The organism is Brevibacillus brevis, assembly GCF_001039275.2.
GTDB classification, from domain to species: Bacteria; Bacillota; Bacilli; order Brevibacillales; family Brevibacillaceae; genus Brevibacillus; species Brevibacillus brevis_C.
Genome location: NZ_CP030117.1, coordinates 5,805,672 through 5,829,335 on the forward strand (window position 1 = coordinate 5,805,672; position 23,664 = coordinate 5,829,335).

Sequence of the window (23,664 nt, forward strand, 5' to 3'; positions counted from 1 at the left end):
CTAAACGAAATGATTGACGAGATATATTACCTTCTCTATATCCTCTTTATTCATTATTGGACTGATAGGTAGACTTAGTATTTCTTTATGAATTTCTTCAGTTATTGTCAATTCCATATGATTAAGATCGGAATAGGCTAATTGTTTATGTGGTGGAATCGGATAATGAATTAACGTTTCAACCCCATTCTCCATTAAATACGATCTAAGTTGGTCTCTCCGTTTTGAACGAACAACAAAAAGATGCCAAACATGAGAACGATCATCTCGGACTATATTTGGAAGAATAACCTGAGGGTTATGAATGTTATCTAGGTAACATTTTGCAACATTCTTTCTTAATTCATTGTCACTATCTAAATTTCGTAATTTAATCCGAAGAATAGCAGCTTGTATTTCGTCTAGTCTGCTATTTACGCCTTTTTCTATATTTTCATATTTCTTAATAGAACCGTAGTTCCTAAGAATTCTAATTTTCTCAGCTAATGAATCATCACTTGTAGTTATGGCTCCGCCATCACCAAGCGCGCCTAAATTTTTACCCGGATAAAAACTAAACGCACCTGCATCTCCAAAAGAACCTGCCCTAATTTCCTTTATTTTCGCTCCATGAGCCTGTGCTGCATCCTCAATTACTTTTAAACCATATGTTTTCGCAATCTGTAAAATCTGTTCCATCTCTGCTAATTGGCCATAAAGATGTACAGGAATAATAGCCTTGGTTTGAGGTGTAATGTTATTTACTATTTGATCTGGATCTATGTTATAACTCTTAGGATCTGGCTCTACTAATATTGGTTTTGCTCCTACTGCCGAAACTGCTAGAACTGTAGCAATAAATGTATTTGCGGGAACAATAACTTCATCTCCGTAACCAATTCCATATGCCCTTAGAATTAAAGTCAGTGCATCAAGCCCGTTTGCTACTCCAATACAATACTTTGAACCGCAAAAATCAGCGAATTCTCTTTCAAAAAGACGTACCTCCTCACCTAACACATACCATCCAGAGGATATTACTTTTTTAATTTCTCTTTCTATTTCCATCTCGTATTGAGCGTTAATTGCCTTAAGATCCAGAAATGGAATCATACTCTTCCCCTTCTTGCGTACATAGTTTTATTATTTTTTCCAATTCAACATCAAACAATTCTTCGGCATAGTAATCAGCTATCAAATACTTTTTATCTCTAATCCCATTCGTTACTGCTATAGTTTTAAGTCCAAGCATTTTTGCAGGAACCATATCTTCCTCACTATCGCCAATAAAAATACCAGTAGAAAAGGAATACTCACTTAGAATATTGTATTTTCCGTGTTTGATAAAAGGAGAGCAACTTCGTATCTCATCAAAGGACTCGTACAAACTTTCTTTTTTAGTCTGCCATACTAGATTTTCAAGTGAACTTCTCATACTAACTAAAATAATCTTGTGACATAACTTTCGCCACTCGATAAGAGTTTCTTTAACTTTTGGCTTTAGTTGCGCATATTTCAAGTACTTCTTTGTTTCAATACGCTTTACCCATTCTTGATAAAAAATAGTTTCTTCTTCGGTGAAATTTGATTTTTTCAAAATATCTCTCAGACTTCGCTTATTTCTCTTTAAATTCCAATACACATCTAAATCTAATGGTTTGCAACGGAAATTTTCCATTATTTGAGAATAACATTCGTAATGCCTAAATTTATCCTCCATTACCGTGCCATCAAAATCCAAAAAAAGGACATCAAGTTTCATAAATATCTCCTTCCCCTTAAATAAGTAAATCTTCGTACACACGAAGGACATATTTAGGTGAATCTTGATATTTTAAAAAGCCTAACGGATCATAGGGTAAGTTTCCATGAATACTTAAAAAAGCTGAGGCAAGAGACCATCCATAGGTGGTACTCATAGATGTACCCGCTCCAAGTCGTGGATTTATGTCAATAACTACCCACTGATTGTTCTCATTTTTCATAACCTGATAACAAAACGCTTTTGGTAAGGAGATTACTCCACATATCTTTTTTGTTAACTCATGAAGCTCCCTATCAAACCAAATTTTCGCTTTTGTACATACCCCTGATTTAATTTCCACTCTCTCTCTACATAAACTTCTTATAATCCCATCATTTTGAAAAACCTCTACTGTTATTTCTGGTCCATTACAAATTTCCTGTACTAAATATCTTTCATCGTTCTTATAAAAATCCACTTCATCTTTTGCCACTTTTCTTACATCGCGGCTTCCAAACCCTAATACGGGTTTAACTATGTACAATGAATTCTGCTCGACAATGTTTTTTGTATATGTTTTCGGTACAGATATTCCTTGTTCTTTCAAAAATGCTGTCCATACTGCTTTATTCTTTAATAGTGTACTGGTACCTTTTGTTATACCTGTAGAAAGCACTTTTATCTTTAAAAGATCTTGATCGTCAGTATTAAAGATGTGAATATCGTGGTCAATTAAAGGGACAATAATATCAATATTATTATCATTTAAGAAATCTATCATATATTCTCTATAACCTGTTGACATAACAGAAGGAACCTGCTTAAAATAATCGGCTAATTGAGCCGAAGGAACTAAATGTCTAGGGTTAGTATCGCATATATATAGTTTAAAATTCTCTTTAAACCTTGATTTGATTAATGTAGAGAGGTGCCAAGCTGTTGCTGTCCCTCCAGCAGTTATTAATATTTTTTTCATTGTTCCATCCCCACTACTTCACAGTTGCAATAATATATATTTCTGCGGCAATATCTGGGTACAACTCACCCAGTTGAAAAAATGCTTCTAACATTTCTTGTGTCCAAGTTTGTTCAATTTGTTTATCAGACACTGGTTTTAACCAGTACCCACCAAATTGTTCTATTTGATAGCCTGCTGTTAAAAAATGCTCCCTAAACATTGCTGGATTATATACTCTTCTATGACCGTGGTGAATATCTGTAGGATTCAAAGAACTTTCTTTCTCCAGTAATCCCATAAGAACAGCTGCTTGTCTGTGTACACTGTGGGAGTTTGGGACAACTGCGATAATTTTTCCATCTGGTTTTAAAAACTTTTTAATATGCATAAGTATAGCTATTGGATTCTCAACATGTTCTAATACATGACCTAGCAGAACATAGTCATATTTTTCTTCCAACTCCAGTTCCTCGAAAAGAGAACATATAACTTTAGCATGTGGGTACTTTCGGCGAAGAACATCACAAAAAACAGAAGATCCATCAACAAGCGTTAATGAATATGCATACTTATCAATGTAACTTGTCATTAAGCCCTCTGCTGGTCCTAACTCTAGAATATCCCCTTTTCTCAAAAACCTTGATATAATTTTCGCTGAATACTTTATTGTCTCAGCATTAGCGCCTTTTGCGTACCAACTATCTTCGGCAATTTGATCCAGCTTTTGTTTTTCATTTATCACAACTACCACTCCCGTTAATCAAGTTCGATAAATTGATAAACGCTGAGTAATCTCGAATATATTCTTCTTCATCATAGAAATCATCAGCTAAAACTACTACAATGCAATCCTCGCTAAAATTATAAAGTTCACGCCAAATTAAGCCACTGAGATACAATCCTTTTGAAGGATCATCCAAAACTAAATGTTGTGTTTTTATTCCATCATCCAAACTAATATTGCACGAACCCGACATGCATATTAAAACTTGCTGTAATTTTCGGTGAGCATGACAACCACGTCGCATCTCTATTTTTGTTCCAAACATATAATAAATACGCTTTATATCAAAAGGTATATTTCTATTATTTTCAATTGCGATTAATGAGCCGCGGTAATCGCCTAATTTTTGGAAATCCAGCAATTCTATTCTCATATTTTTCTCCTCTTATACCATCTTCAATTTCATTTAATCAGACTAATTTATTAAAATAATATTTGAGGAAAATAATGTTTTATATATGCATCTTGTAACAACCTTTGTTTGTGTTGATTTAATATTGATAGTACTGCATCATGGTCGCCAACGAAATTATCACTTTCTTTCAAATTGTTACCGAAGCCGACAATATGAGATTTTGGAACATTACTCATTACTTTCTCAAGTTTATTGTTCCAACTAGCTCCTACATGGTTCTTTTCTACATCCTGCTTTTGTGTTATCCCGCATGAAACCCTGTATTCTGAATTATTGATATATTCTTCAATTTGAAGAAAATAGTCTTCAAAGTTACTGGCATGTTCTTTCATACCGTCATAGTTGCTCATTGAAAATAGTGGTGAAAGTGGACTAGGCGATTTAACAACTGGAATCCCATATAGGCAAGCATCAAGTGCTGCGGTAGCCGATCCAACAGGAAAACTTTCAAGGTAGATATCAGCCACTGAGTAAAACGGAACTAAGTCATTTTGAGTACCTGTGGCAATAATTTTTCCTTCTGATTCGTTGTAAGCATTTTGCCATAAAGGGTGTTGAGCGCTCGGCCCAACTACAAGAAGAATTATATCTGGATTCCTTTTTAGTAACTCGATACTACTTTTTATAAAATTATACTCTCCAATGGGTTCATATTTATATGATGACGCAATAGAGAGGAGTACAGTCTGATCTTTATGAATACCTAGCCTTTCACGAAAGTATTTTTTATCTTTTATTTTTACTTCGTCTAATGGAAGTGGTAATACTGTGGCATTTCGAGCAAATCTCTTTGAATGTGTTAAAAGATTCCCCGACTCCCTAATATCTAAAACAACATCAGCGACACCACTCCCAAGCCAAAAAACATGGTCCGCATGATTGAGAAATAATACTGGTGGACCTCCTGGTACTCCAAACGCTATTAAAGGAATCGGATCATTAGGGTGAATATGTAATACAATTAGATCTGCCCACTCATATGCAATTGATCTAAGAGCCGCTGCTCGATCTACCATAGAATAACTATCTTCAATTTCAATACATACACCTCCAGCCTCTTCTGTAGCTTGAATTAGCCAAGCAGGTACTGGGTATGAATTACCTAATTCTTTTTGATTTGTAATAACAATCGCGTGACGTTCATTCCTTAGTTTGTTTTTCATCCATCTCTCCGCGACCTTTGTGTGTCCCCCTACCGCGTATGTTGTACTGAAAACATGGAGAATTCTACGACTGTCTTCTATAGATGAAGGAATGTAGTATTTAAAATCCTTTGTATGGTACTGTATCTTTCGTGCAATTTGGTACAGTATTTCTTCCATTTCAGGGTGGCAATAAAAACCCGGGAATGACTGCCATGCACTGGTTGAAGCAATAATTGAAGAGAGAATAATTTTGTTATCATTATCCCTTTCAAGAGGAGCAAATACGTGCGTCGCTAGTTTTTCAAACATAATTCTATTTTCTTTGATGATGGACATACATATCGCCCCTTTAGATTACACTAACCACTCGTCTAATTAACTCTCTCAAATGTTTCTCATAAGGTATTAAACTTGCTATAAATTCTTCACGGAAATTATTTGCATACATGATATTCATTATTTTATTATGGCATTCAATAACTACCTCAATGAATTCTTGATTTTCTAGTTTTATCCCCCACGCTTCTCCAAAAATTATCATTTTCGCCTGCTCGATGACTTGTCCGATCTCATCTTTCTGGGGATTACTATTATCAATTCCTGAGAACCCGTTATTTTGTGTGACAATAATATTTTCGAGACTGCATAGCTTCAATAAAGCTAAAACATAACTTTTGTTGATAAAACAATCTTCTAGTAAACCTTGAGTAGCAAAAAGCTTCTTATCAAATAATCCGTCGAACAAACTTTCGTCCTTTTTCACATCATGTAAAATGATTCTTCCTGCTATTGTATAATTTTCCCCATATTGATTTACATTCACTTCTTTTCTTATTGACAACACACCATTTATGTTTTCTTTTTTACTATTTAATAGCGTAGTTACTTTATGCTTTATGTTTTCACTACATAATTCTATGCCCTCTTGAAAAATATACACGTACTGACCAGAAGCAGCTTCAATAAGTTCATTTACTCTAGACACCATATCTATACTATTTGTTTGAATATATTTAATTGGGATTGAAGTATCGATCTGTATATGATCGTTACTGTCATAATAGCCATCCGCGATGATCTCTATATGTTTATATGATTGTCTTAATAAACTTCGGATTCCTAACTCCAGATCATGAGACAAATGGTAACTAGGAATAATAACACTTACTAATGGGGGGTCAATAAGCGTTTTCTCTTCTAAATGTTCAAGTGAGTCAATTGATTCGATTAGAATCCTATAAAATCTTCTAAATTCATCGTTGCTTTTAGCTTCTTCTTTGTTGCCCTCTTGACTTATTACTTTATCTGCGTACTTTTTAGCACTCTTTAATGCTGATAGATACTTACTAGAATTATTAAAAAAGCCATATTGAGGAGCATGCAATATTTCATGCATGTAGTCTGCAGTTCCCGCAAGCACCATATTACTTGATTGCTGTTGTTGTTCGCCATGAATTCGAAAATAACTTAATGTCTCTGAAATATACACGATCTTCCCTTTAGCTAGTAAGTTAAGCCAGGTAGCCATATCTATATTGCAGCCATACTCTCTACCAGAAAATGTTCCAAAGGGAACCGTAAGATCAGATTTCCGAAACAAAGCTGTTGTAGGTTCACCAATAAAGTTTCCGTTTACACTTAGAATAAAATCCCCAAACTCTATTCCATCTACAGTGGAATCTACCTCGAACAGTCGTTTAGTTATTCCCTCTTCTGGATAAGGATTATTTTGATCATCAATAATCAAACGATGTGAGGTTACAATCGTAATCTCCTTATTTGTATCCTCAAGGAAATACTTCATCATCTTTTCAATCTTTTCATGATGAAACAGATCAGAGTCGGTCAGATAATTCACATATTCACCATTTGCCAAATCAAAAAGCATAAGATGTTTTTGGAACTTCCTTACATTTCCCTCGTTTTTTACATAGCGAATATTTTTAAACTGACTAACGTACTTTTTAATCAACCGTTCAGTCTCGTCATTTGTACTGTCATCACCAATAATCACTTCAATATTCGGATAGGTTTGCCCTAATGCGCTTCTTAATGCCAGCTCAAATAATTGAGGTCGATTATAAGTTGGTATTAAAATACTCACGAGCGGCAGGTTCTTGTTCTCAGCTTTTTTCCATTCATAGTGGTGAATAAACAAGCTTTTGTAGTAATGATAATTGTCTGTACTCATGATGCCGCAATCATGTAAAGCCCAAGGAGACTCTTGTCTAGGAATTACTACTTTTAATCCGTTCAGACAGAACTCGATACTTTGAGATAGATCATAAAAATCCCAGTCATCAAAGATTTCTTCTTTCCACGGAATATCATACTGTGTAGCCATCAACAGCCCATCGATGACTTCTACACTTTGATATGCTTCCTCAACTTCCCGAAAAGCCAATAGTTGCATTTTTCCGGTATGACTGTCATATACCTTCCCGAATAGCTCTTTGCTTTCCCACCAGATCGCGCTAGCAGTTAACTCCTTCGCTCCCATCAAACCTAGCATTCCTACTTCAGGGTCATTGCAAAACACTTTCAGGATGTCTTCCACAAAATTTTTATTAATGATAGATACATCTTCCTGTAGATACACCTTGTACTTGGCATCGCTAGCTTTCATCGCGTAATTGTATCCTGCAGCCATGCTGGGAGCATCCAGAACAGGTAAAATATCAATCTCATAACCTTCTGGAATCTCTAAAGCGTGTAAAAACTTAACTGACTCCTCAAACATTCGCTGATCTTTTACACAATAGATAAAGCAGATTTTCTTGTCATTCATCTGTTATGCTCCTTTGATTGCAGCCATTAGCTCAAGCACTGTCTCATCTGGCTGCTCAATCTGCTGTACGAAGGATAGTGCTAGTTGTTTTTCACCGTATGCATTCATGACATAGGCCAAATTATACAGTGTGTGATGATCCAATCGATTGATATCATACGCAGATTGAAGTAGAGGGATAACCTCCTCATGCAAGTCGTTCTCATAACAATGAACTCCAATTAGATTAAGTACTTCTACTTTATTTACCACGTCATCTGTTACTACATTTATAATCTCTTCTACAGAAACAACCGCTTGCTTGAGTCCGTTCAGTAATTCTAAAACTGCTTCCTCTGTTTGAACACCGAACTCAATCCGGCGCACTAAAAATTTAAGTTGCTGCCTATCGAATGGTTCAGGTAACGTCTCCATATCTTCACTGGAAACCTTGCTAATCTGCTCTGCGTACCATGCTGCCAGCTCTGTTTCTCCGCTGATTTCCATAACAGCAGATAAATTGTATAGGGTATCCAGATTGTGTTCATCCAATTCATAAGCCTTTTGTAAATAGGGAATGACATCTTCGAGATAACCATGTTCAAAATTTTTCACGGCTAGCAGATTTAACGTCGCAATTCTGTCATTGGCTTCCGTCATGACCTTCTCAATTACTCGATCACAACCTACATCGCGCAAGGCTTGCAATTGAAAATCTACATTCTCTCCGCGTTGCAATTCTTCTATAGAAATAGAAATAGACGGAAATGCTGAATTAGCCGTGGCTTTCAATACAAATTCATAAGCACGATAATAATTTTTCATTTGCTCGTTCGCATGAGGGATGATGCTTTCCATAAACTCAACTGTAGACTTATACAACCATATTGGATGTGAACTGTACTCTACTTGTGAAAAGCCCGCAATCCCGAGCATTTCGGTGAGCTCGTTCAATGTGAAGTACCGCTTCTCATCGTACGCAAATGGAGAAACGCCTTTTGCCAATCCTTCTATGACATGAATATGGTTCAAATTTTTGTTGATCATGATCAAAGAGCCTCTTGGGTGCAGCAATGATTTTGCTTTTTCTATAAACGCAATAGGATCCGCTACTTTTTCAAGCACATTGTTGATAACGATGTACTCAAACAACTCTCCTGTATACTGAGAATGAAAACTTTCCCAATCACCCGTCCTGACATCAGCAAAAGAAGAAGCTTGTCTCGCAGCCGCTTCATGAGAATCAAATCCATAAACTTTTGATTTAGGAAAACTATTTTTTGCTTGCAACAGCGTGCCACCGCATCCAGATCCAATCTCCAGCAAAGAAAACGAGTCTTCTTTGTCATGAGTAATAAGTGGAAGGATTTCATAGCGAATTAGCATCGTTTTTTGGGAATCAAATCCCCATTTCTCAACAAACTTCTCTTCATTTCTTTTTAGCAAAGACTGATACTCCTTCGGCTTCTCATTAAAAGAAACCGAACCAAAATGATGAATAAACGTGTCTTTGCACAAAATCAGTTTATATCCAGCTTGCCTGATTCGAATCGAATAATCGTCATCTTCAAAATTGCCTGGGCTGAAAATCTCGTCCAGCTCGCCAACCTTTTCATAGACAACTCTTTTAAAGAGAAAAGCATACCCGATTAATTTTAAACGTTCTTCCCAAAGGTCCGAATTGCTTGCATTATGTTTTGCAGCAAAAGGCTGCATCTCTTCAAGGGTTTGATAGCTTACTGGAATGGTTTGATAGTAAGCACATCTATTTGTAATTGGCCCAACAGCACCGATATTATCCTGACTGTACAAGCATGTCAGCAAGTTCTCTAGCCATCCCTTTGTTACTACGACATCATTATTTAAGAGCATAATGTTGTCACCGATTGCTATTTTCATTCCCTGATTACACCCTGCTGGGAACCCCATATTTTGGGTATTAAAAATACTACGGATATCCTGCTGCTCTGATAACCACTGAGTCGTTCCATCTGTTGAGGCATTATCAACTACAATCAGTTCATAACTTTGCGGATTCGTATACTGGCGTATGCTTTCTATGCAAAGTTTGGTCACCTCTAAATGATTGTGTGTGAGAATAACGATGCTGGTTTTCATTCGATCACCTAATCCGTCCATACGTTATTTAGAAAAAAAGAGAGACCACGGTCTCTATCTTCCCTGGAGAAAAGTCTTGGATGACAATTTAAGCTAGTATCGATTGTTCTTTGAGGTTTCTTAAATAGTTAGAATCTGGATATTTTCTTATCGCAGTTTCCAAGACACTCTTCACTTCATGCACACGCTTGCTATGTTTAGCTAACTCAAATAAGGATTCATACACACGAAAATCTTCTGGTACAAGAGAATGTGCTTTCTGTAGAAAAGCCCATGCATGTTCATGTAATCCACATTGTAATAAGCAATCTCCCACTTTAAATGTAATCTCTGCAAGCCTGTTACTCGGTAGCTGTTCTCCTTGCTCGAGAAACACATTGTAAAACTGATAAGCATCTACATATTTTTCTTGAATGTACAGATATTCAGCCATCTCCAAATACAAGTTTGATTTTTTTACTACATCAAAGAGTAATTGGAAATCGGATATTTTTAACGTTCCACTTACATAAATCAAAAACATAAGCATGCTTTTTTTATCTATATTAAATTGGGATGTTTCCCCTAAAATATTCAATGTTAGTTGGTGCAACTCGCTATCGTTAGAAAACAAATTTTGAAGATCGGTATAGTAATTTGGATTGTTCTTTTTCCATGCTGCAGCCAATGCCCCATATGCATACTCTATTGTTGATGTCTCTCGATACAAATCACAAAATACGCTATAAGCATGCTCATAATTGCCAGTGAGAAAATCAAATATTGCTTTAAACTCTTTTAATGCCGGGTCTTTCTCAGGTAGATTTTTCAGCAGAATAGTAGCTACTCCAATATTATTTGACTCCAAAGAAGCCCTGAACAGATATAGGCACTCTCGAATATTACTCCGTTCGTATATTTTGTCGAGGAATGAAACTACAGTATCAGGTTTTTCAAAGCGTCCAAGTACACTTATCAAATTAACTAATGAAGTATATAGGAACTTATCTATTTGAAGAGCCTGAACATGATACGTGACGGACTGATTCCATTCCCTTAGTTTGCTGTATAAAAAGCCTACACTGTCTAAAACCCTTGCTGCAGTAGCATAACCATTTGACTGTGCAATAGATGACTGGTTCAGTAAATTTACTCCTATTTGATAAACATGAATGGCATCTCTATAACGATAAGATCTTTTATGAGCATCCCCCAATAAGAGATATAAATCAGGGTAATTCGGATATTCTTCAATGGCCTCCAGTATTGTTTGTAAAATAACTTTTTCTTGCTCTCCAAGTTGATTTAGGCATTTAATGATATTTACATAATTTTTTTCATAAACGCCCTTTAGCCCAGAGTTTCTATATTTTTGTGCACGCTTCGCATATTCAAGTGCCTCTTCGTATTTTTTATCTACTAAATAAGACTCTGCGATATAAAATAACAAATCGAAACTGTCTGGTTTTTTTTGTAATTCGCTAAACAAAATTTCGAGATTACGCTTTCCCTTTTCCTTTGTATGCAAATCTTCATCACAGTATCCTGTATGAATGATCGTAATATCTTGTTGGACATCCAAAGCCTGAGCTGGTTTATCCATCCGTACAATTCGCTCGTGAATAGCACCCACATAACGAATTTGCGGGTGATTTCTGAATATCCGAATGTGAATATTAGAGAAGGTCAATTTACCTGTTTTCGGCTCGATATGGGACATCATACATAAAATCATATCTAACTCTTTCTGAGTTGCTTCCAAAATTGCTCCAGGAAGATATTGCACGCAATCAGGGGAAAAATACTCATCTGCATCCAAAAAAATGATCCAATCTGATGACGCCTGTTCGATCGCATAATTTCTAGCTGCTGCAAAATCATGTATCCATTCAAAAGAAAACACTCTCGCTCCAAATTCTTTTGCAATTTGAACCGTTCGATCTGTTGATCCTGTATCCACTACAATGATTTCCGAGACAATGGATTGTATACTTTTTAGGCAAACAGGCAGATTCTTCTCTTCATTTTTTGTAATGACACAGGCCGAAACAGATATTTTCATGGAACGGTAAGTCCTCTCTTTTGAAAATAGATTCTAAAAAAGAGAGCAAGGAAACCTTGCTCTCTTTTAAACTTACATTTAGCGGAGAAGTTGCAATACACCTTGTGGCAGTTGGTTAGCTTGAGCAAGCATAGCTTGAGCAGCTTGAGTAAGAATGTTGTTCTTAGTGAATTGCATTTGCTCTTTCGCCATATCAACATCGCGGATACGGGATTCAGCAGCAGTGAGGTTCTCGGAAGTTGTGTTCAGGTTATTGATTGTGTTTTCCAAACGGTTTTGGTTCGCACCCAAGTAAGAACGTGCAGAGCTTACTGCGTTGATTTGAGCATCAATAGTGCTCAATACTTTGCTTGCTTCTGCTTGGTCGTTCAGCTTCCAAGTTGTATTCATTGCTACGTTTACACCAGACAAGCTAAAGCTTGCAGAATTCAGACCGAGAACTTGAGTGTGCTCTTGACCAATTTGCAGAGAAATTGTACCAGCAGATTCATCCAGCAATTTGATGCCATTGAATTTTGTGTTGTCTTTAATGTTTGTTACTTCTTTACCCAGTTCAACCAACTCTTCTTGAATACGAGCAAGGTCGTCTGTTTTGCTGTAAGTACCGTTAGCAGCTTGAGTAGCCAATTCTTTTACACGAACCAGCATGTTGTTAACTGTTTGCAGAGCACCCTCAGCTGTTTGAATCAGAGAGATACCGTCTTGGGAGTTGCGGGAAGCTTGCTCCATACCACGGATTTGTGCACGCATACGCTCGGAGATGGAGAGACCAGCAGCATCGTCAGCCGCACGGTTGATGCGGTAGCCAGAAGACAGTTTCTCTACGTTTTTGGACAGGTTGCCAGCGTTAACGCCGAGTTGACGATGAGTGTTGATCGCCGACATATTGTGTTGGATAATCATGTGTAATTCCTCCTTGAGTTTTCGACAGTCACGTCCCTGTGACTGTTCCTATATTTTGAGATTCAATCGCAATCGCGCGCTTGCAACTTCCTCTCTACATTTCTATTATCGGATTCTCTTCATATCTGCATTAGCATTTTTCGAGTTTTTTCTTCATTTTTTATTTTTCTACGGATTGTTCTTATTAAAGAAGCTGGAATCTCCGAATAGTATTAGTAGGGGAAAAAGGAGGATTATTCGATGACCAAACAGATTATGCTAGTTCCTAAATATCTGGAACAATTCCAATGCATTGGCTCTTCCTGTGAGGATACCTGTTGCAAAGGCTGGAGTGTACCAATAGACAAATCAACCTACAAAAAGTATAAAAAAGTAAAGGACACCCAGCTTGCCAAGAAACTAGATGCAGAAATTACAAGAAATCGTTCCACTCCTTCCGATTCTCACTATGCAAGCATCCTGTTGTCGGGATGCCAAAGCTGCTCCATGCTCTCTCCGGAGGGCCTTTGTGAAATTCAATTAAAGCTGGGTGAAGACTATCTGTCCACTACTTGCTCTGCTTATCCACGCGTCACAAACATTATTAATGGGAGTTTTGAACAATCAGCCAGCATGTCCTGTCCCGAAGCGGCGCGTTTGGCGTTATTAAATCCAGAGCCAATGGAATTTTTTCAGGTCCCTTCAAAATCTCGTGAGAAGTATTCTTTCCAATCTCAACTAAACCCTGACTCGCTCACACCTGACCACATACAGTTTTACTTTTGGGATTTACGTATCTTTTCAATAGAGTTAATACAGAATCGGCAATACACCATCACTGATCGTATCCTTATGCTAGGATTGTTCTATCAAAACGTACAAGAAACGATTGATAATGGCATTATTTCAACTATTCCGCAGTTAATTGAGGATTACCGTACGTTAGTTAGAACGAATACTCTTCGCGATGCATTGGCTAATATTCCAATTGAAAGTACAGCACAAGTTCAACTGCTTACTGAATTAATTAGCCTTCGAATTCATATTGGGACAGAAAACCAACGTTACTTAGACATCTTCAATACCTTTTTAAAGGGGCTTTCTTACGAAGATGGATATACCCTTGAACAGACAAATCATAATTACCAGGTTGCTTATAATTCCTACTACCGACCATTTATTGCTAACCATTCATACATTCTTGAGAACTATCTGGTCAATTATATTTACAAGTATACTTTTCCTTTTTACGGACAATATAATGTTTTTGAAAATTACGTCTCCCTTGCATTACAATATAGTCTAATTAAAATGCACCTTATTGGGATCTCGGGTTTCTACAAAGAAAATCTAACAGTAGATCATGTCATTACCTTAATTCAATCCTTTTCTAAAACAGTTGAGCACAATTCGAGATATTTACAAATTGCTTATGACTATCTGCAAAGACGTGGGTTCGTGTCAATAGCAGGAATGGCTATTTTCCTAAAAAATGAGTAAGGACTCTCGTTTCAACCATGGCTGCCGAGCACACTCGATGCAGCCTCTTTTATTCTATAAAAAAGAAAAAGATGATCTATTGACCATCTTCCCGTTTCTGATTCATTTGCATAAGCTGTTTCAAAGCCGACCAATCCGTCTCTTGAGTCGTTGCCTGCCTATTTTCCTCCTGAATGGCATCGTAGATTTCCTTTCGATACACATCCAGTTTCCGTGGAGCTTCAATCCCAATCCGAACTTGATCCCCATCAATTGAAATAATCTTGATTTCGATGGTGTCACCAATCATTATGGATTCATTTTTCTTTCGAGAAAGGACCAGCATGTTTGGACACCACCTATTCAGTATCCGCAGCTTGTTGCGAGAACAACGGCTGGCGGATAGGATACGAATCTTCCTGCAAAATGACCTGTTTGCCCATTCGATTGGCTAAATTGAGCACGATAGGAGCCTTCAAATTAACTGAAGCTTGATTTTTGCCCCGAATGGTAACGATAGAAAACACAACGACAGGAGAATCCGCTTCCATACGCAACGCCTCTTTCGATACCTCAGGGAGAGTAAATCGATAATCAGGGAAGAAAGAAAAAGGATTTACCACCCAAAAACCAATATCCTTTTCTTCTGTTGACTGAATGAGAAAAAAGGGACTCTCTTCTTCCTGTATCAATTGAAAAAACTGCAAATGAGAAAATCCAGGAATGCCGTCTTCAAAAAATAGCTTGCCCAATTCTACCTGCTGACTTGCGTTCATGTTTTCCCCTCACTTACATCATTCGGTCCAACTGGCTACCAACGACCTCTATTTTCAAGCTATTTTGCTGTAAGATGTATGGCTCCACTTTGCCTGGTATATACGTAAATTCAGGCGGTCGGATCACCGGGTCCATACTCATTCCATTTCGTCTTACGTTGATAACTACTGGCTTGAGCTGAATACTTATGTCGACACCCTCGTCCCCCGAAGATGCTGGAGGAGAATAACCACTGTCCAACACCCGCATACCTCGCTCTCTTCCGATGGCTGCGATTGCATTCTCCTTGGTATGAATTCTCATCAGCCGATCGCCTTCTTGACTCTTCTCTGCAATAGCTTGCATCGCTTTCTGATATCCGTAAGAGGCATTGCTGTCACTAAACTGCATGGGAGTCATGATTCCAATATTGGCCCTTGCCTGACTAGAATCAATCTGTAATTCGGTCCGGGCTTGCTCAATCGTGAGCTCAGCTGGCTGTTGACGAAGATTCATTTCGGCTTGCGGTTGCTTTATTTCATGTGTTGCCTTTGTCACATTTAGTCCTAATCGAGCAAAAGAGCTTTCCATTTTAAGTTGAGGAATCTGCATAGACCCACCTCATTTTATCATTAACGGAGGAAGTCTAGAAGTGTAGGCTGTATAATTCGCGCCCCGGACCCTAGTGCAGCTTGATGAACACTCTCTTGCGTCTTCAGGTCCGTCATTACTTCCGCCATATTTGCATCTTCATTTTTGGACATGAGTCCAGTAATGCTTACTTCTTGGGACTTTAATCGCTCTGCAATCAGCTCAACGCGATTGACATTTGCACCTAGCGAAGCCCTCTCTGCCAAGAGCTTATCGAATTGCTGCCCAATTGCTTCCTGAAATTGCGTTGCACTTTTTCCACTGTCTAGCTCTGTAATAATATTATCCAAGACTTTGAACATATTGCTACCGTTATTCGGGAAGTTAAATATATTTTGAGCGTTAATATTGGATGTAACGAATACATTTTGACTTACCTCTAAATTAATAGGAGAACTATTTGTGTTTACAAAATCACCCTTGCCACCATTTGCTGTCATGTCGTATGGAGGCTTGTTGGTATCCGTACCTGCAAAGATGTACTTCCCATTTATTTGTTGGTTAGCCAAGGTCCCCAAGTGATTTTTCAATTCTTTAACCTCTGATGACATCGCCTTTAAATCGTCGGGCGAAACTGCCCCATCCCCGGAATATACCAGAAGCTCTTTTATTCGTTTTAATACGTTTCCTACTTCATCCATCGTAGCATCAGTCATATCCATCCAAGACTGTGCTTCATCCACATTTCGGCTGTATTGATCATTCTCCATCAATGAAGACCGATAAAACATCCCCCGTGCAGCAACTACTGGATCATCGGATGGTCTTTCAATTTTGCTCCCAGACGAAAGCTGTTGTTGCAGCTTGTCCATGTTACGCATGGAATTATGCAAATTCCGCAGCATATTACTATTCAGCATGTTCTGCGTTACGCGTACCGCCATAATCTATCCCCTCCTAATTAGAGGCCAACCCGGCCCATGCCATTGATGACTTTATCCAAAATTTCGTCCATGCTTGTCATGACACGTGCAGATGCACTGTACGCATGCTGATATTTCACCATTTCCGCCATCTCGTCATCGATTGATACACCAGATACCGATTGACGTTGACTGTCAACGGTTCCAACGAGCATTTCAGAGTTCAACTGGTTACGTTTGGCTTCCTGGGCGTCGACACCTAATTGGCTGATCGTATAGCGATAGTAGTTATCCAACGTAGAGCTTTCTGCCAAATCATTAGGACCCGCACCTGCAGTCAAAACTTTAAATTTGATCGATGCGATAGCAAGCGCACTCTTATTATTCCCTACAGGAGTGCCTCCTGCTTCTTCTTGTGCTGCCGCGATGGCATCCAAGCTCTTCATGATCTCCGGGTTAACAACCAGGCTGGATGCGCTTGTCGGATAATTTTTGGAAGCTGGGTTCGTTGCAAGAGAGTTCGCATCCACAAAGAATGGGAGATCTTGTACAGTGCCATTATTAATGTCACTCAAGCTTCGTCCTGCACGATGCAGGTCGTTAATTTCCCTCGTAAGATTCACGGCCAAAACATCCAGGCGTTTCAGCATGTTCGGCACGATCTGATCACGAGATTGGAATGTTCCTGCCATATAGCCGGTTGTCGGCACAAATGCAGCTCCACCCAGCGTCATGTCACTCAAGCCTGTAGCTGGATTTTGTACAGTAGCTACAGGCTGCGATGTAATTCCTGTAACAAAATCACGACCTTCAATCGTTACATTGACCATTCCTGCTGTTGTTTGCGTTGCGCGGATCTCAACCAGTTTAGAGAGCTTGTCTAAAAGGACATCACGCTGATCATACAAGTCGTTTGGCTCATATCCATGTGGAACAACGTTTGAAATTTGATTGTTCAAATTAGCAATTTGTTGACCCAAGGAGTTAATCTCCATCGCTTTTACATTGATCACGTTGTTGAGATCGGTTTGTACTTCCTTGATATGATTGGTTAACGTATTGAATGTATCCGCTACTGCCTTGCTGCGTTCCCGAACAACTGCGCGAGCCGATGTATCTGTCGGGTCCTTTGCAAGGTCCTGCCAAGCTTGCCACATTTGATCCATAACTTTTTGCAAGCCAGTATCGGAAGGTTCATTCATGATGCCTTCCAATTTCTCCAGGGTTTCCAGACGAGCATCCCAGAGACCTTGACGCTTATGCTCATTCCGAAACTGAATATCCAAAAACTCTTCCCGCAAACGCTGAATACTAGTCGCTTGCACACCAGTCCCGAGCAAACCCGGCTCAATACTCGCTTGCATCCCCACATAAGGCAACCCAGTCGTAGCCTGCATATTCACGCGCTGGCGACTGTAGCCTTCCGTATTCGCATTGGAGATATTGTGTCCCGTTGTATTTAGCGCGGACTGTTGAGCGAACAAGCCGCGTTTGCTGACTTCAATTCCATGAAAAGTAGAGCGCATTTCGACACCTCTTTACGCTTTTTTATTGAAAAAAGTTCGATTAGCCTGACGATACGTATCCGAGGTCGGTCTTCCGTAGATGAAGTCGTCCTCGGGCGTATCCGTGATCAGGTCGAGCGTCATGTTTACAAAAGAAAGGGATTGCTCCAGTAACTGCTGATTCAGGTCGTTAGCATCGCGCAGTTCGGTCACAATCCGGCTTAGCTCATTACGACAGGAAGTGAGTCGCATCTTCTCTTCCGCACTGGTCGTCAACTTGATCAATTCAGCCAGTGTGCCTTCTTGCAGCGCAAAGCCCTTCTGTGCTGTCAGTTCTTTTACAACTTGCTGGCGGGCTGCTTCAGCTTCTGTGACGCCCTTGATCAGTTTTTGCTCCTGGCGTGTAATGGCTATCAATTCATCCACATTCCCTTTTACCAGCACCTCTTTTTTGTGCATGGCTAAGGTGTACAAGGCTTTGTGCAACTGGATCAAGTTGTCGAGCAGATCGTAGAGTCTGTTCATTCCTTGCTTCTCCTCATCTTCCATCGAAAACTATTTAAAGAGGCTGTTCAAAAAGCCCTCTTTAGATCTGTGTTACAGCTTTTTCCAAAAGGACAGGAGCTTATCAGCGATTCGCTCACTTGAGACGTGATATTTTCCTTCCTCCACTTGCTTCTTCAACTGCTCCACTTTTTCCCGACGTTGTGGAGAGTTGACATCCTCTACTTGCTTTTGCATTTCCAGCGCTTCTGTGGAAATGTTCACTTCATCCTTGCCCATCGGGATTTTGCCGCTTTTGCCTACCTGGTTGTTACCTGTCTTGTTGTAAGCATTGATCATCCCGACACGGTTAGGTTCATTAATCCGCATCTGATTACCATCCTCTCATACCAACGGTCTTTTCATAGAAAAAACCGATGACACCTCTTAGTAGTATCATCGGCAATTTCATCATGTACGATTAGTTTTTTTGCATAAAACTATTCGTCACTATTCTGCTTTCTTCGATAAGCTGCCTGAGCCAGATCGGCGCGTTGGAGATCCTCCAATCGTTGCTCTACCTCGAGTTGTTGCGTGATTTCGTGCTTCAAGCCTTTTAGACAAGATTCGCAAATGTTGCCTGCTCGAATCAAAAAACCGCAGCGCTCACATGGATAGCCAAGGTTGGGATTTCCAGCAACTGAAATGCGCCCTTCTTTGATAAATTTCGTGATTTGCTTCACGCTCACGCCTGTAGCTTCGCTTACTTGGTGAATATTCGATCCGCGATTTTCGCGCTTACGCAAAAACTGGGCGCATGCTTCATATTCTTGTTCCACTTCTTTATGACATTTGGGGCAAATGTCACGGACTGCTTGTACAAATACAGCATCACACCGCGAGCAGTTTGCCAACTTGCCCATAGACATATCGGACAACCCCTTTTCCGTTCAGAAAGTTCATACGGTTCCATATCCGTTGTATGCCTACATAATAGCTTAATTTTTCCAAACTGGCTATCGGTATATTGTCAAGGAATATATTTCACAGCTTGGCCCCAAATGTTCTCTGATTGTCCTCGCGCACGAACGCAACGTCGAACCAGTCGTATAAATATCGTCCATGAGCAGGATTTTAGCAGCAGAGGGCCTATCCTCGCTATCCCATACAAAAGCTTCGCGCATGCTTTCGTGACGTGCTGCGCGCCCTCTCTGTTTGCTTAGCTTCGGGGTGTCCTTCGCTCGACGTAGCAATGGTCTCACGGGAATCTTGATCGCTGCTCCTAAATGGCGGGCCAGCAAATCCACCTGATTAAAGCCGCGTTCCCGCAAACGTTGCGGATGTAAAGGAACCGTCGTGATACAGGTAAAACTCATGGACCTGTAATAACGCTGAACCGTAATGGCGAGAAGCGTACCGTAGTATAAAGCTAGCCGCTCGTCACCGCGGTATTTAAACATTCCGAGCAAATCCTTCTCTCCTTTTTCATAGCGAAGCAAGCTTCGATTTGCCACCAATATCTGCTCATCTTCTCCATAAACACAATCCCTGCATAGCCCTTCGTTGCCGATACTAGCCTGAATCTCCTTATCCCGCCCGCACCGCTGGCAAATATCACGCCCAACCACAGGCAAAGCATTAAGACAAGCTCCACACAACATAAGCCCTTTTAACATCCGGTAGATGACTGGATAGTTCGCCTGATTGGATAGCTGTCGGGCCTTTTCACGAACGACCGTTTCCTTTTGGAGAGCTGTGATATGTCCACCACAACGTACACACATCCCACTGGTCATGAAAGGCCTCTTTGTTCCGTGAGCTTTTGAGCCAATCTGTTCATCTGTGAAATCTGTCTGACGGCCCGCTTTGGAGAAGTAGCGCGTTCTGCTTGCAAAAATAAAACACTACCCGTCGTATTATCAATGGATCGTCCTACTCGACCTGCTATCTGCACCAATGACGCCTCGTCAAATACTGGCGCCTCAGCACCTACCACTACTACGTCACTCTTCGGTATGGTCACACCCCGCTCCAGAATCGTAGTCGTCACCATGACGGTATAACGCTTTTCCCGAAATGCAAGTACCTTCTCCTCCCGCATAGGATCTGCCGCATGAACACCGGCCATCTCCCCCGCGTGAGCAGGAAGCCACTTTTGAAGGTACGATAGCACCTTGTCAATTTCATCAACTCGTGGGACAAACACAAAAACTTGTCGGCATTCATTCAGGGAAGTACTCACCGCTTCTATAAACGGTGCCACGAATCGATTCGTCTGAATACGCTTATGTAAGCCTTGTACCGTGAGAATCTTGGGGACAGGAAGCGCAGCACCATGATAGCGCCCAGGCAACAGAACATGCGTATCAGAAAATAGCGGTATCGCGCCAGACGAGCCTAGGAATGAGCGCCCTTTTCTAACGAGCCGCTTTTGCAAATATCCCGGAGGTGTCGCGCTTAAATAGAGGAGCTTCCCATTCTTTTTCACCGCTCTGGATAGAGCGCGATACAAAATAGGATCATTATGATAGGGGAACGCGTCAGCCTCGTCGAGAACGACCAGCAAAAAACGCTGATGGAAGCGCATGACCTGATGCGTGGTCGCAATCGTGATGTCACTCTCTTCCCACTTCTCTGAGCTCGAACCGTGGACGGCTATCACTTTAGCCCCGGGAAAGACTCGCTGAATCCTCGGAGCCAGCTCCAACACGACGTCTTTTCGAGGTGTCGCAATCAAAACGCGACCGCCAGCAGCAAGTGCCTCTGTAACAGAAGGGAATAACAACTCTGTTTTGCCCGCTCCACAAACTGCCCAGATCAAAAACTCCGACAGCCCCGGCCTCGGATTGGCTACAAAGCAACGCGCTCGCTCAGCCGCCCGCGATTGATCTGCCGAATACTTCCCCGCCCACTCCAATCTCGCCACGTTCTGTATGTGATCTGCGCTACGGATAAGGGATGCCCCTGCATCCATTAAAAAATACGGTGTACAACACTTACTCCTGCCCATCCCTAAACAAGCTGTGCAATAAGCGCAGCCTTGCTCACACGTATGACAATAAGTAAACTCCACCTTCGCCCCTGCACTTCCGCAGCGTTCACAGACCAACTCCAGCCGATTGCGCCACCATCCTTTTGTAACCGCAAACCGAATGCCCGGTCGCCACTGCACTTTATTTGCGAGCACGAAAGAATGCAAAACGGCTGACAAATCATGCACGTCCACCCCTCGCTTTTTCAGCAAGGACTCCACTTCATCCCAAAGGAGTGCACGCCCGTCTAAAATCTCGCTCAAAACAGCTTCTTGTGGTTTCTCGCGCGATGAGCTCCACCGAAAAAGTTCGCGACCACCCAAAAAGCCCAACTGAGTACCCGGCAATTTCCCCGATACTTTGCTACCTCGATACGAGACTTCCACACTCTCCTCAACCGACTCCCAAGAAAACCACCCCTGCTCCCGGCGGTCCTGTATACTCACTGCTTCCCGTCCATATAAGTTGCTCGCTTCGCACACGCTACTTACCGCCAGCGCTCTCAACTCTTTTACATATCCATCAGTCAGCATCCGTCCTTTACCGACTTGTTCCATCACATACCCGTTCACCTTCGCACGCAAGGAAAAAGCCAGAGCAAGCGAAGATGTCTTTCCGATGACATGCAGGACACACCCTTCTCTCTCCTGCCAAAAAGAACGATCTACAGAAAAGCTCGGCGTAACATAAGTCTGCACCTGTGGTGTTGATCCGCCGCAAGCCTTGATATACAGCAAATACTCACGCATACGCTCACTCCCCCGCCCTCTTGCCCTTAGTGTGCAAAAAGACAGGCAGGTCCTGCAAATAAATTTCGGAGCCAAAATCAGGTCGTAGAAAAATAAAAAAGCCGCCGATCTATTGTCGACAGCTCGTAATATTTACACTCACCAAACTTTTATGCTCCCTCTTTTGTCTCCCGCAGATCAATGACGATGGTTCCAGCCGTCATCTCCTCCTGTCCGTCTCCCAAACAATGTCCGTACGGATAACGATTCAAGACGGCTGTCATCTTTTTCGTATCATCGTCTGATCCATCATCTATCAAGGTAATTCGGATAGGTCTGCCACTCCAATACGAGCGAAACAGCAGACTCCGTACTACACGTTCCAGCACCTGTTCCGAATTGCGCACCAGCAATCGATAATGCTCATGCGGGAGCTCGCTCGCGCTATCCGTCCGATTAGTCCAGCGCTCCGCGATCATTACCAACAAAGAGGAGCAGCCAAATGCTGCCAAAAGCCATACAATCAGCTCTTCCATCACGGTCATACCTCCTCCTATACCAAGGTATGCCGCACGGCTTGAACAGAGTGCAAATAGGAAGCGCTTCCTACAGTTTCACCCAGCCGTTTTTAATGGAAATGACAACAGCTTGTGTTCGGTCTTGAACATTGAGCTTTTGCAAAATGCTGCTAACGTGATTTTTAACCGTCTTTTCACTAATAAACAAGAATTCCCCAATGGCACGATTGCTTTTCCCTTCTGCCATCAGTTGCAATACTTCTCGCTCGCGACGGGTAAGCGATTCGATCACTTTTGGATCGATGGCTTGCGATTCATCTACGGAGAAGCTACGCTCTGCCGTCCCTTCCTGCTCGCTCAGACGACGGAATTCTTCAATCAGCTTGCCCGTCACCTTTGGATGTATGTACGCACCACCACTCGCTACTACACGCACAGCGTCAACGAGGTCTGTCGTTCCCATTTCCTTTAGCAAGTAGCCCGACGCTCCAGCGCGGAGTGTACGATACACATACCCCTCATCATCATGAATCGAAAGCATAATCACGCGAGTAGAAGGGCTTACAGAAATCACATTTTCTGCAGCAGAAACGCCATTTATGTTTGGCATATTAATATCCATCAACAAGACATCCGGCTTGTGCTCTTCCGCCAATACTGTGGCTTCTCCTCCGTCTGCACCTTCCCCGACGACCTTGAAATCTTCTTCCATTTCCAATATTCGCTTTACGCCTTCACGAAATAATTGATGGTCATCCACAATCACAATGCGGAGTTCTTGCTGTCTCTTATCCATGGTTCATCCCCCAGTACTTA

At 40.9% G+C, this 23,664-nt stretch carries 23 protein-coding genes; 1 reads left to right on the plus strand and 22 read right to left on the minus strand.

The window, feature by feature from the left end; genetic code table 11:
* From AB432_RS27615 to AB432_RS27660, 10 genes are all read right to left on the minus strand, one after another.
* Window positions 1-1,092: a DegT/DnrJ/EryC1/StrS family aminotransferase gene (locus AB432_RS27615; protein WP_048035020.1), complete on the minus strand. Its 1,092-nt coding sequence runs from the start codon at window positions 1,090-1,092 to the stop codon at window positions 1-3.
* The gene (locus tag AB432_RS27620; RefSeq protein ID WP_048035021.1) at window positions 1,070-1,741 is read right to left on the minus strand and encodes an HAD family hydrolase; all 672 of its coding nucleotides are present in this window, start codon (window positions 1,739-1,741) and stop codon (window positions 1,070-1,072) included. The genes AB432_RS27615 and AB432_RS27620 overlap by 23 nt, the downstream gene beginning before the upstream one ends.
* Before the next feature lie 16 nt (window positions 1,742-1,757).
* Window positions 1,758-2,699 (minus strand): ATP-grasp domain-containing protein, encoded by a 942-nt coding sequence (locus AB432_RS27625; protein WP_048035022.1) that lies wholly within the window; start codon window positions 2,697-2,699, stop codon window positions 1,758-1,760.
* Between the two features lie 13 nt (window positions 2,700-2,712).
* The gene (locus AB432_RS27630; RefSeq protein WP_235617567.1) at window positions 2,713-3,423 is read right to left on the minus strand and encodes a class I SAM-dependent methyltransferase; all 711 of its coding nucleotides are present in this window, start codon (window positions 3,421-3,423) and stop codon (window positions 2,713-2,715) included.
* Window positions 3,413-3,838 carry a sugar 3,4-ketoisomerase gene (locus AB432_RS27635; RefSeq protein ID WP_048035023.1) on the minus strand — a complete coding sequence of 142 codons (426 nt, stop codon included), beginning with the start codon at window positions 3,836-3,838 and terminating at the stop codon, window positions 3,413-3,415. Before AB432_RS27635 ends, AB432_RS27630 begins: the two co-directional genes overlap by 11 nt.
* Window positions 3,839-3,888: 50 nt before the next feature.
* Window positions 3,889-5,361, minus strand: a complete 1,473-nt coding sequence (locus AB432_RS27640) for a glycosyltransferase family protein (RefSeq protein WP_048035024.1) — start codon at window positions 5,359-5,361, stop codon at window positions 3,889-3,891.
* A 13-nt stretch (window positions 5,362-5,374) separates the two neighbouring features.
* A complete protein-coding gene (locus AB432_RS27645) occupies window positions 5,375-7,813 on the minus strand; it encodes a glycosyltransferase (RefSeq protein WP_053079643.1) in 2,439 nt (812 codons plus the stop codon).
* Window positions 7,814-7,816: 3 nt separating this feature from the next.
* Window positions 7,817-9,931 (minus strand): glycosyltransferase, encoded by a 2,115-nt coding sequence (locus AB432_RS27650; RefSeq protein ID WP_082196013.1) that lies wholly within the window; start codon window positions 9,929-9,931, stop codon window positions 7,817-7,819.
* 67 nt (window positions 9,932-9,998) lie between these two features.
* The gene (locus tag AB432_RS27655; RefSeq protein WP_048035025.1) at window positions 9,999-11,951 is read right to left on the minus strand and encodes a glycosyltransferase family 2 protein; all 1,953 of its coding nucleotides are present in this window, start codon (window positions 11,949-11,951) and stop codon (window positions 9,999-10,001) included.
* A gap of 78 nt (window positions 11,952-12,029) precedes the next feature.
* A complete protein-coding gene (locus tag AB432_RS27660) occupies window positions 12,030-12,854 on the minus strand; it encodes a flagellin N-terminal helical domain-containing protein (protein ID WP_048035026.1) in 825 nt (274 codons plus the stop codon).
* Between the two features lie 240 nt (window positions 12,855-13,094).
* Between AB432_RS27660 and fliB the strand changes: the two genes are divergently transcribed.
* Window positions 13,095-14,333: a flagellin lysine-N-methylase gene (gene fliB, locus AB432_RS27665; protein WP_048035027.1), complete on the plus strand. Its 1,239-nt coding sequence runs from the start codon at window positions 13,095-13,097 to the stop codon at window positions 14,331-14,333.
* A 76-nt stretch (window positions 14,334-14,409) separates the two neighbouring features.
* Here fliB and csrA read toward each other — a convergent pair whose 3' ends face one another.
* From csrA to AB432_RS27725, 12 genes are all read right to left on the minus strand, one after another.
* Entirely contained in the window at window positions 14,410-14,658 is a 249-nt protein-coding gene (csrA, locus tag AB432_RS27670) for a carbon storage regulator CsrA (protein ID WP_048035028.1), read from the minus strand.
* A 13-nt stretch (window positions 14,659-14,671) separates the two neighbouring features.
* Window positions 14,672-15,088, minus strand: a complete 417-nt coding sequence (locus AB432_RS27675; RefSeq protein WP_048035029.1) for a flagellar assembly protein FliW — start codon at window positions 15,086-15,088, stop codon at window positions 14,672-14,674.
* Between the two features lie 13 nt (window positions 15,089-15,101).
* Window positions 15,102-15,680 (minus strand): DUF6470 family protein, encoded by a 579-nt coding sequence (locus AB432_RS27680; RefSeq protein WP_048035030.1) that lies wholly within the window; start codon window positions 15,678-15,680, stop codon window positions 15,102-15,104.
* A 20-nt stretch (window positions 15,681-15,700) separates the two neighbouring features.
* Window positions 15,701-16,603, minus strand: coding sequence for a flagellar hook-associated protein FlgL (gene flgL / locus AB432_RS27685; protein ID WP_048035031.1), 903 nt, complete (start codon window positions 16,601-16,603; stop codon window positions 15,701-15,703).
* A gap of 17 nt (window positions 16,604-16,620) precedes the next feature.
* Window positions 16,621-18,108, minus strand: a complete 1,488-nt coding sequence (gene flgK, locus AB432_RS27690; RefSeq protein ID WP_048035032.1) for a flagellar hook-associated protein FlgK — start codon at window positions 18,106-18,108, stop codon at window positions 16,621-16,623.
* Between the two features lie 12 nt (window positions 18,109-18,120).
* A complete protein-coding gene (locus AB432_RS27695; protein WP_026134183.1) occupies window positions 18,121-18,612 on the minus strand; it encodes a flagellar protein FlgN in 492 nt (163 codons plus the stop codon).
* 72 nt (window positions 18,613-18,684) lie between these two features.
* Entirely contained in the window at window positions 18,685-18,960 is a 276-nt protein-coding gene (gene flgM, locus AB432_RS27700; RefSeq protein WP_016742371.1) for a flagellar biosynthesis anti-sigma factor FlgM, read from the minus strand.
* Between the two features lie 110 nt (window positions 18,961-19,070).
* Entirely contained in the window at window positions 19,071-19,499 is a 429-nt protein-coding gene (locus tag AB432_RS27705; RefSeq protein WP_048035033.1) for a TIGR03826 family flagellar region protein, read from the minus strand.
* A gap of 87 nt (window positions 19,500-19,586) precedes the next feature.
* On the minus strand, window positions 19,587-20,366 hold the full coding sequence (locus tag AB432_RS27710; RefSeq protein ID WP_048035034.1) for a ComF family protein: 780 nt from the start codon (window positions 20,364-20,366) through the stop codon (window positions 19,587-19,589).
* Window positions 20,363-22,351 (minus strand): ATP-dependent helicase ComFA, encoded by a 1,989-nt coding sequence (locus AB432_RS27715; RefSeq protein ID WP_048035035.1) that lies wholly within the window; start codon window positions 22,349-22,351, stop codon window positions 20,363-20,365. The genes AB432_RS27710 and AB432_RS27715 overlap by 4 nt, the downstream gene beginning before the upstream one ends.
* A gap of 149 nt (window positions 22,352-22,500) precedes the next feature.
* Complete coding sequence (locus tag AB432_RS27720; protein ID WP_048035036.1) at window positions 22,501-22,866, minus strand: glycosyltransferase family A protein; 366 nt, start codon at window positions 22,864-22,866, stop codon at window positions 22,501-22,503.
* A 70-nt stretch (window positions 22,867-22,936) separates the two neighbouring features.
* Window positions 22,937-23,644: a response regulator gene (locus AB432_RS27725; protein WP_017252297.1), complete on the minus strand. Its 708-nt coding sequence runs from the start codon at window positions 23,642-23,644 to the stop codon at window positions 22,937-22,939.
* Window positions 23,645-23,664: the final 20 nt, after the last annotated feature.

What these genes read in the sequence shown, in the direction of transcription:
- AB432_RS27715 (WP_048035035.1), bottom strand. Translation starts at nt 22,351, where the DNA reads ATGCGTGAGTATTTGCTGTATATCAAGGCTTGCGGCGGATCAACACCA.
- flgL (WP_048035031.1), bottom strand. Translation starts at nt 16,603, where the DNA reads ATGGCGGTACGCGTAACGCAGAACATGCTGAATAGTAATATGCTGCGG.
- AB432_RS27725 (WP_017252297.1), bottom strand. Translation starts at nt 23,644, where the DNA reads ATGGATAAGAGACAGCAAGAACTCCGCATTGTGATTGTGGATGACCAT.
- AB432_RS27660 (WP_048035026.1), bottom strand. Translation starts at nt 12,854, where the DNA reads ATGATTATCCAACACAATATGTCGGCGATCAACACTCATCGTCAACTC.
- AB432_RS27640 (WP_048035024.1), bottom strand. Translation starts at nt 5,361, where the DNA reads ATGTCCATCATCAAAGAAAATAGAATTATGTTTGAAAAACTAGCGACG.
- csrA (WP_048035028.1), bottom strand. Translation starts at nt 14,658, where the DNA reads ATGCTGGTCCTTTCTCGAAAGAAAAATGAATCCATAATGATTGGTGAC.
- flgM (WP_016742371.1), bottom strand. Translation starts at nt 18,960, where the DNA reads ATGCGGATTAATGAACCTAACCGTGTCGGGATGATCAATGCTTACAAC.
- AB432_RS27645 (WP_053079643.1), bottom strand. Translation starts at nt 7,813, where the DNA reads ATGAATGACAAGAAAATCTGCTTTATCTATTGTGTAAAAGATCAGCGA.
- AB432_RS27615 (WP_048035020.1), bottom strand. Translation starts at nt 1,092, where the DNA reads ATGATTCCATTTCTGGATCTTAAGGCAATTAACGCTCAATACGAGATG.
- AB432_RS27635 (WP_048035023.1), bottom strand. Translation starts at nt 3,838, where the DNA reads ATGAGAATAGAATTGCTGGATTTCCAAAAATTAGGCGATTACCGCGGC.
- AB432_RS27720 (WP_048035036.1), bottom strand. Translation starts at nt 22,866, where the DNA reads ATGGAAGAGCTGATTGTATGGCTTTTGGCAGCATTTGGCTGCTCCTCT.
- AB432_RS27655 (WP_048035025.1), bottom strand. Translation starts at nt 11,951, where the DNA reads ATGAAAATATCTGTTTCGGCCTGTGTCATTACAAAAAATGAAGAGAAG.
- AB432_RS27705 (WP_048035033.1), bottom strand. Translation starts at nt 19,499, where the DNA reads ATGTCTATGGGCAAGTTGGCAAACTGCTCGCGGTGTGATGCTGTATTT.
- AB432_RS27680 (WP_048035030.1), bottom strand. Translation starts at nt 15,680, where the DNA reads ATGCAGATTCCTCAACTTAAAATGGAAAGCTCTTTTGCTCGATTAGGA.
- AB432_RS27710 (WP_048035034.1), bottom strand. Translation starts at nt 20,366, where the DNA reads ATGACCAGTGGGATGTGTGTACGTTGTGGTGGACATATCACAGCTCTC.
- AB432_RS27650 (WP_082196013.1), bottom strand. Translation starts at nt 9,931, where the DNA reads ATGGACGGATTAGGTGATCGAATGAAAACCAGCATCGTTATTCTCACA.
- AB432_RS27695 (WP_026134183.1), bottom strand. Translation starts at nt 18,612, where the DNA reads ATGAACAGACTCTACGATCTGCTCGACAACTTGATCCAGTTGCACAAA.
- AB432_RS27675 (WP_048035029.1), bottom strand. Translation starts at nt 15,088, where the DNA reads ATGAACGCAAGTCAGCAGGTAGAATTGGGCAAGCTATTTTTTGAAGAC.
- flgK (WP_048035032.1), bottom strand. Translation starts at nt 18,108, where the DNA reads ATGCGCTCTACTTTTCATGGAATTGAAGTCAGCAAACGCGGCTTGTTC.
- fliB (WP_048035027.1), top strand. Translation starts at nt 13,095, where the DNA reads ATGACCAAACAGATTATGCTAGTTCCTAAATATCTGGAACAATTCCAA.
- AB432_RS27620 (WP_048035021.1), bottom strand. Translation starts at nt 1,741, where the DNA reads ATGAAACTTGATGTCCTTTTTTTGGATTTTGATGGCACGGTAATGGAG.
- AB432_RS27625 (WP_048035022.1), bottom strand. Translation starts at nt 2,699, where the DNA reads ATGAAAAAAATATTAATAACTGCTGGAGGGACAGCAACAGCTTGGCAC.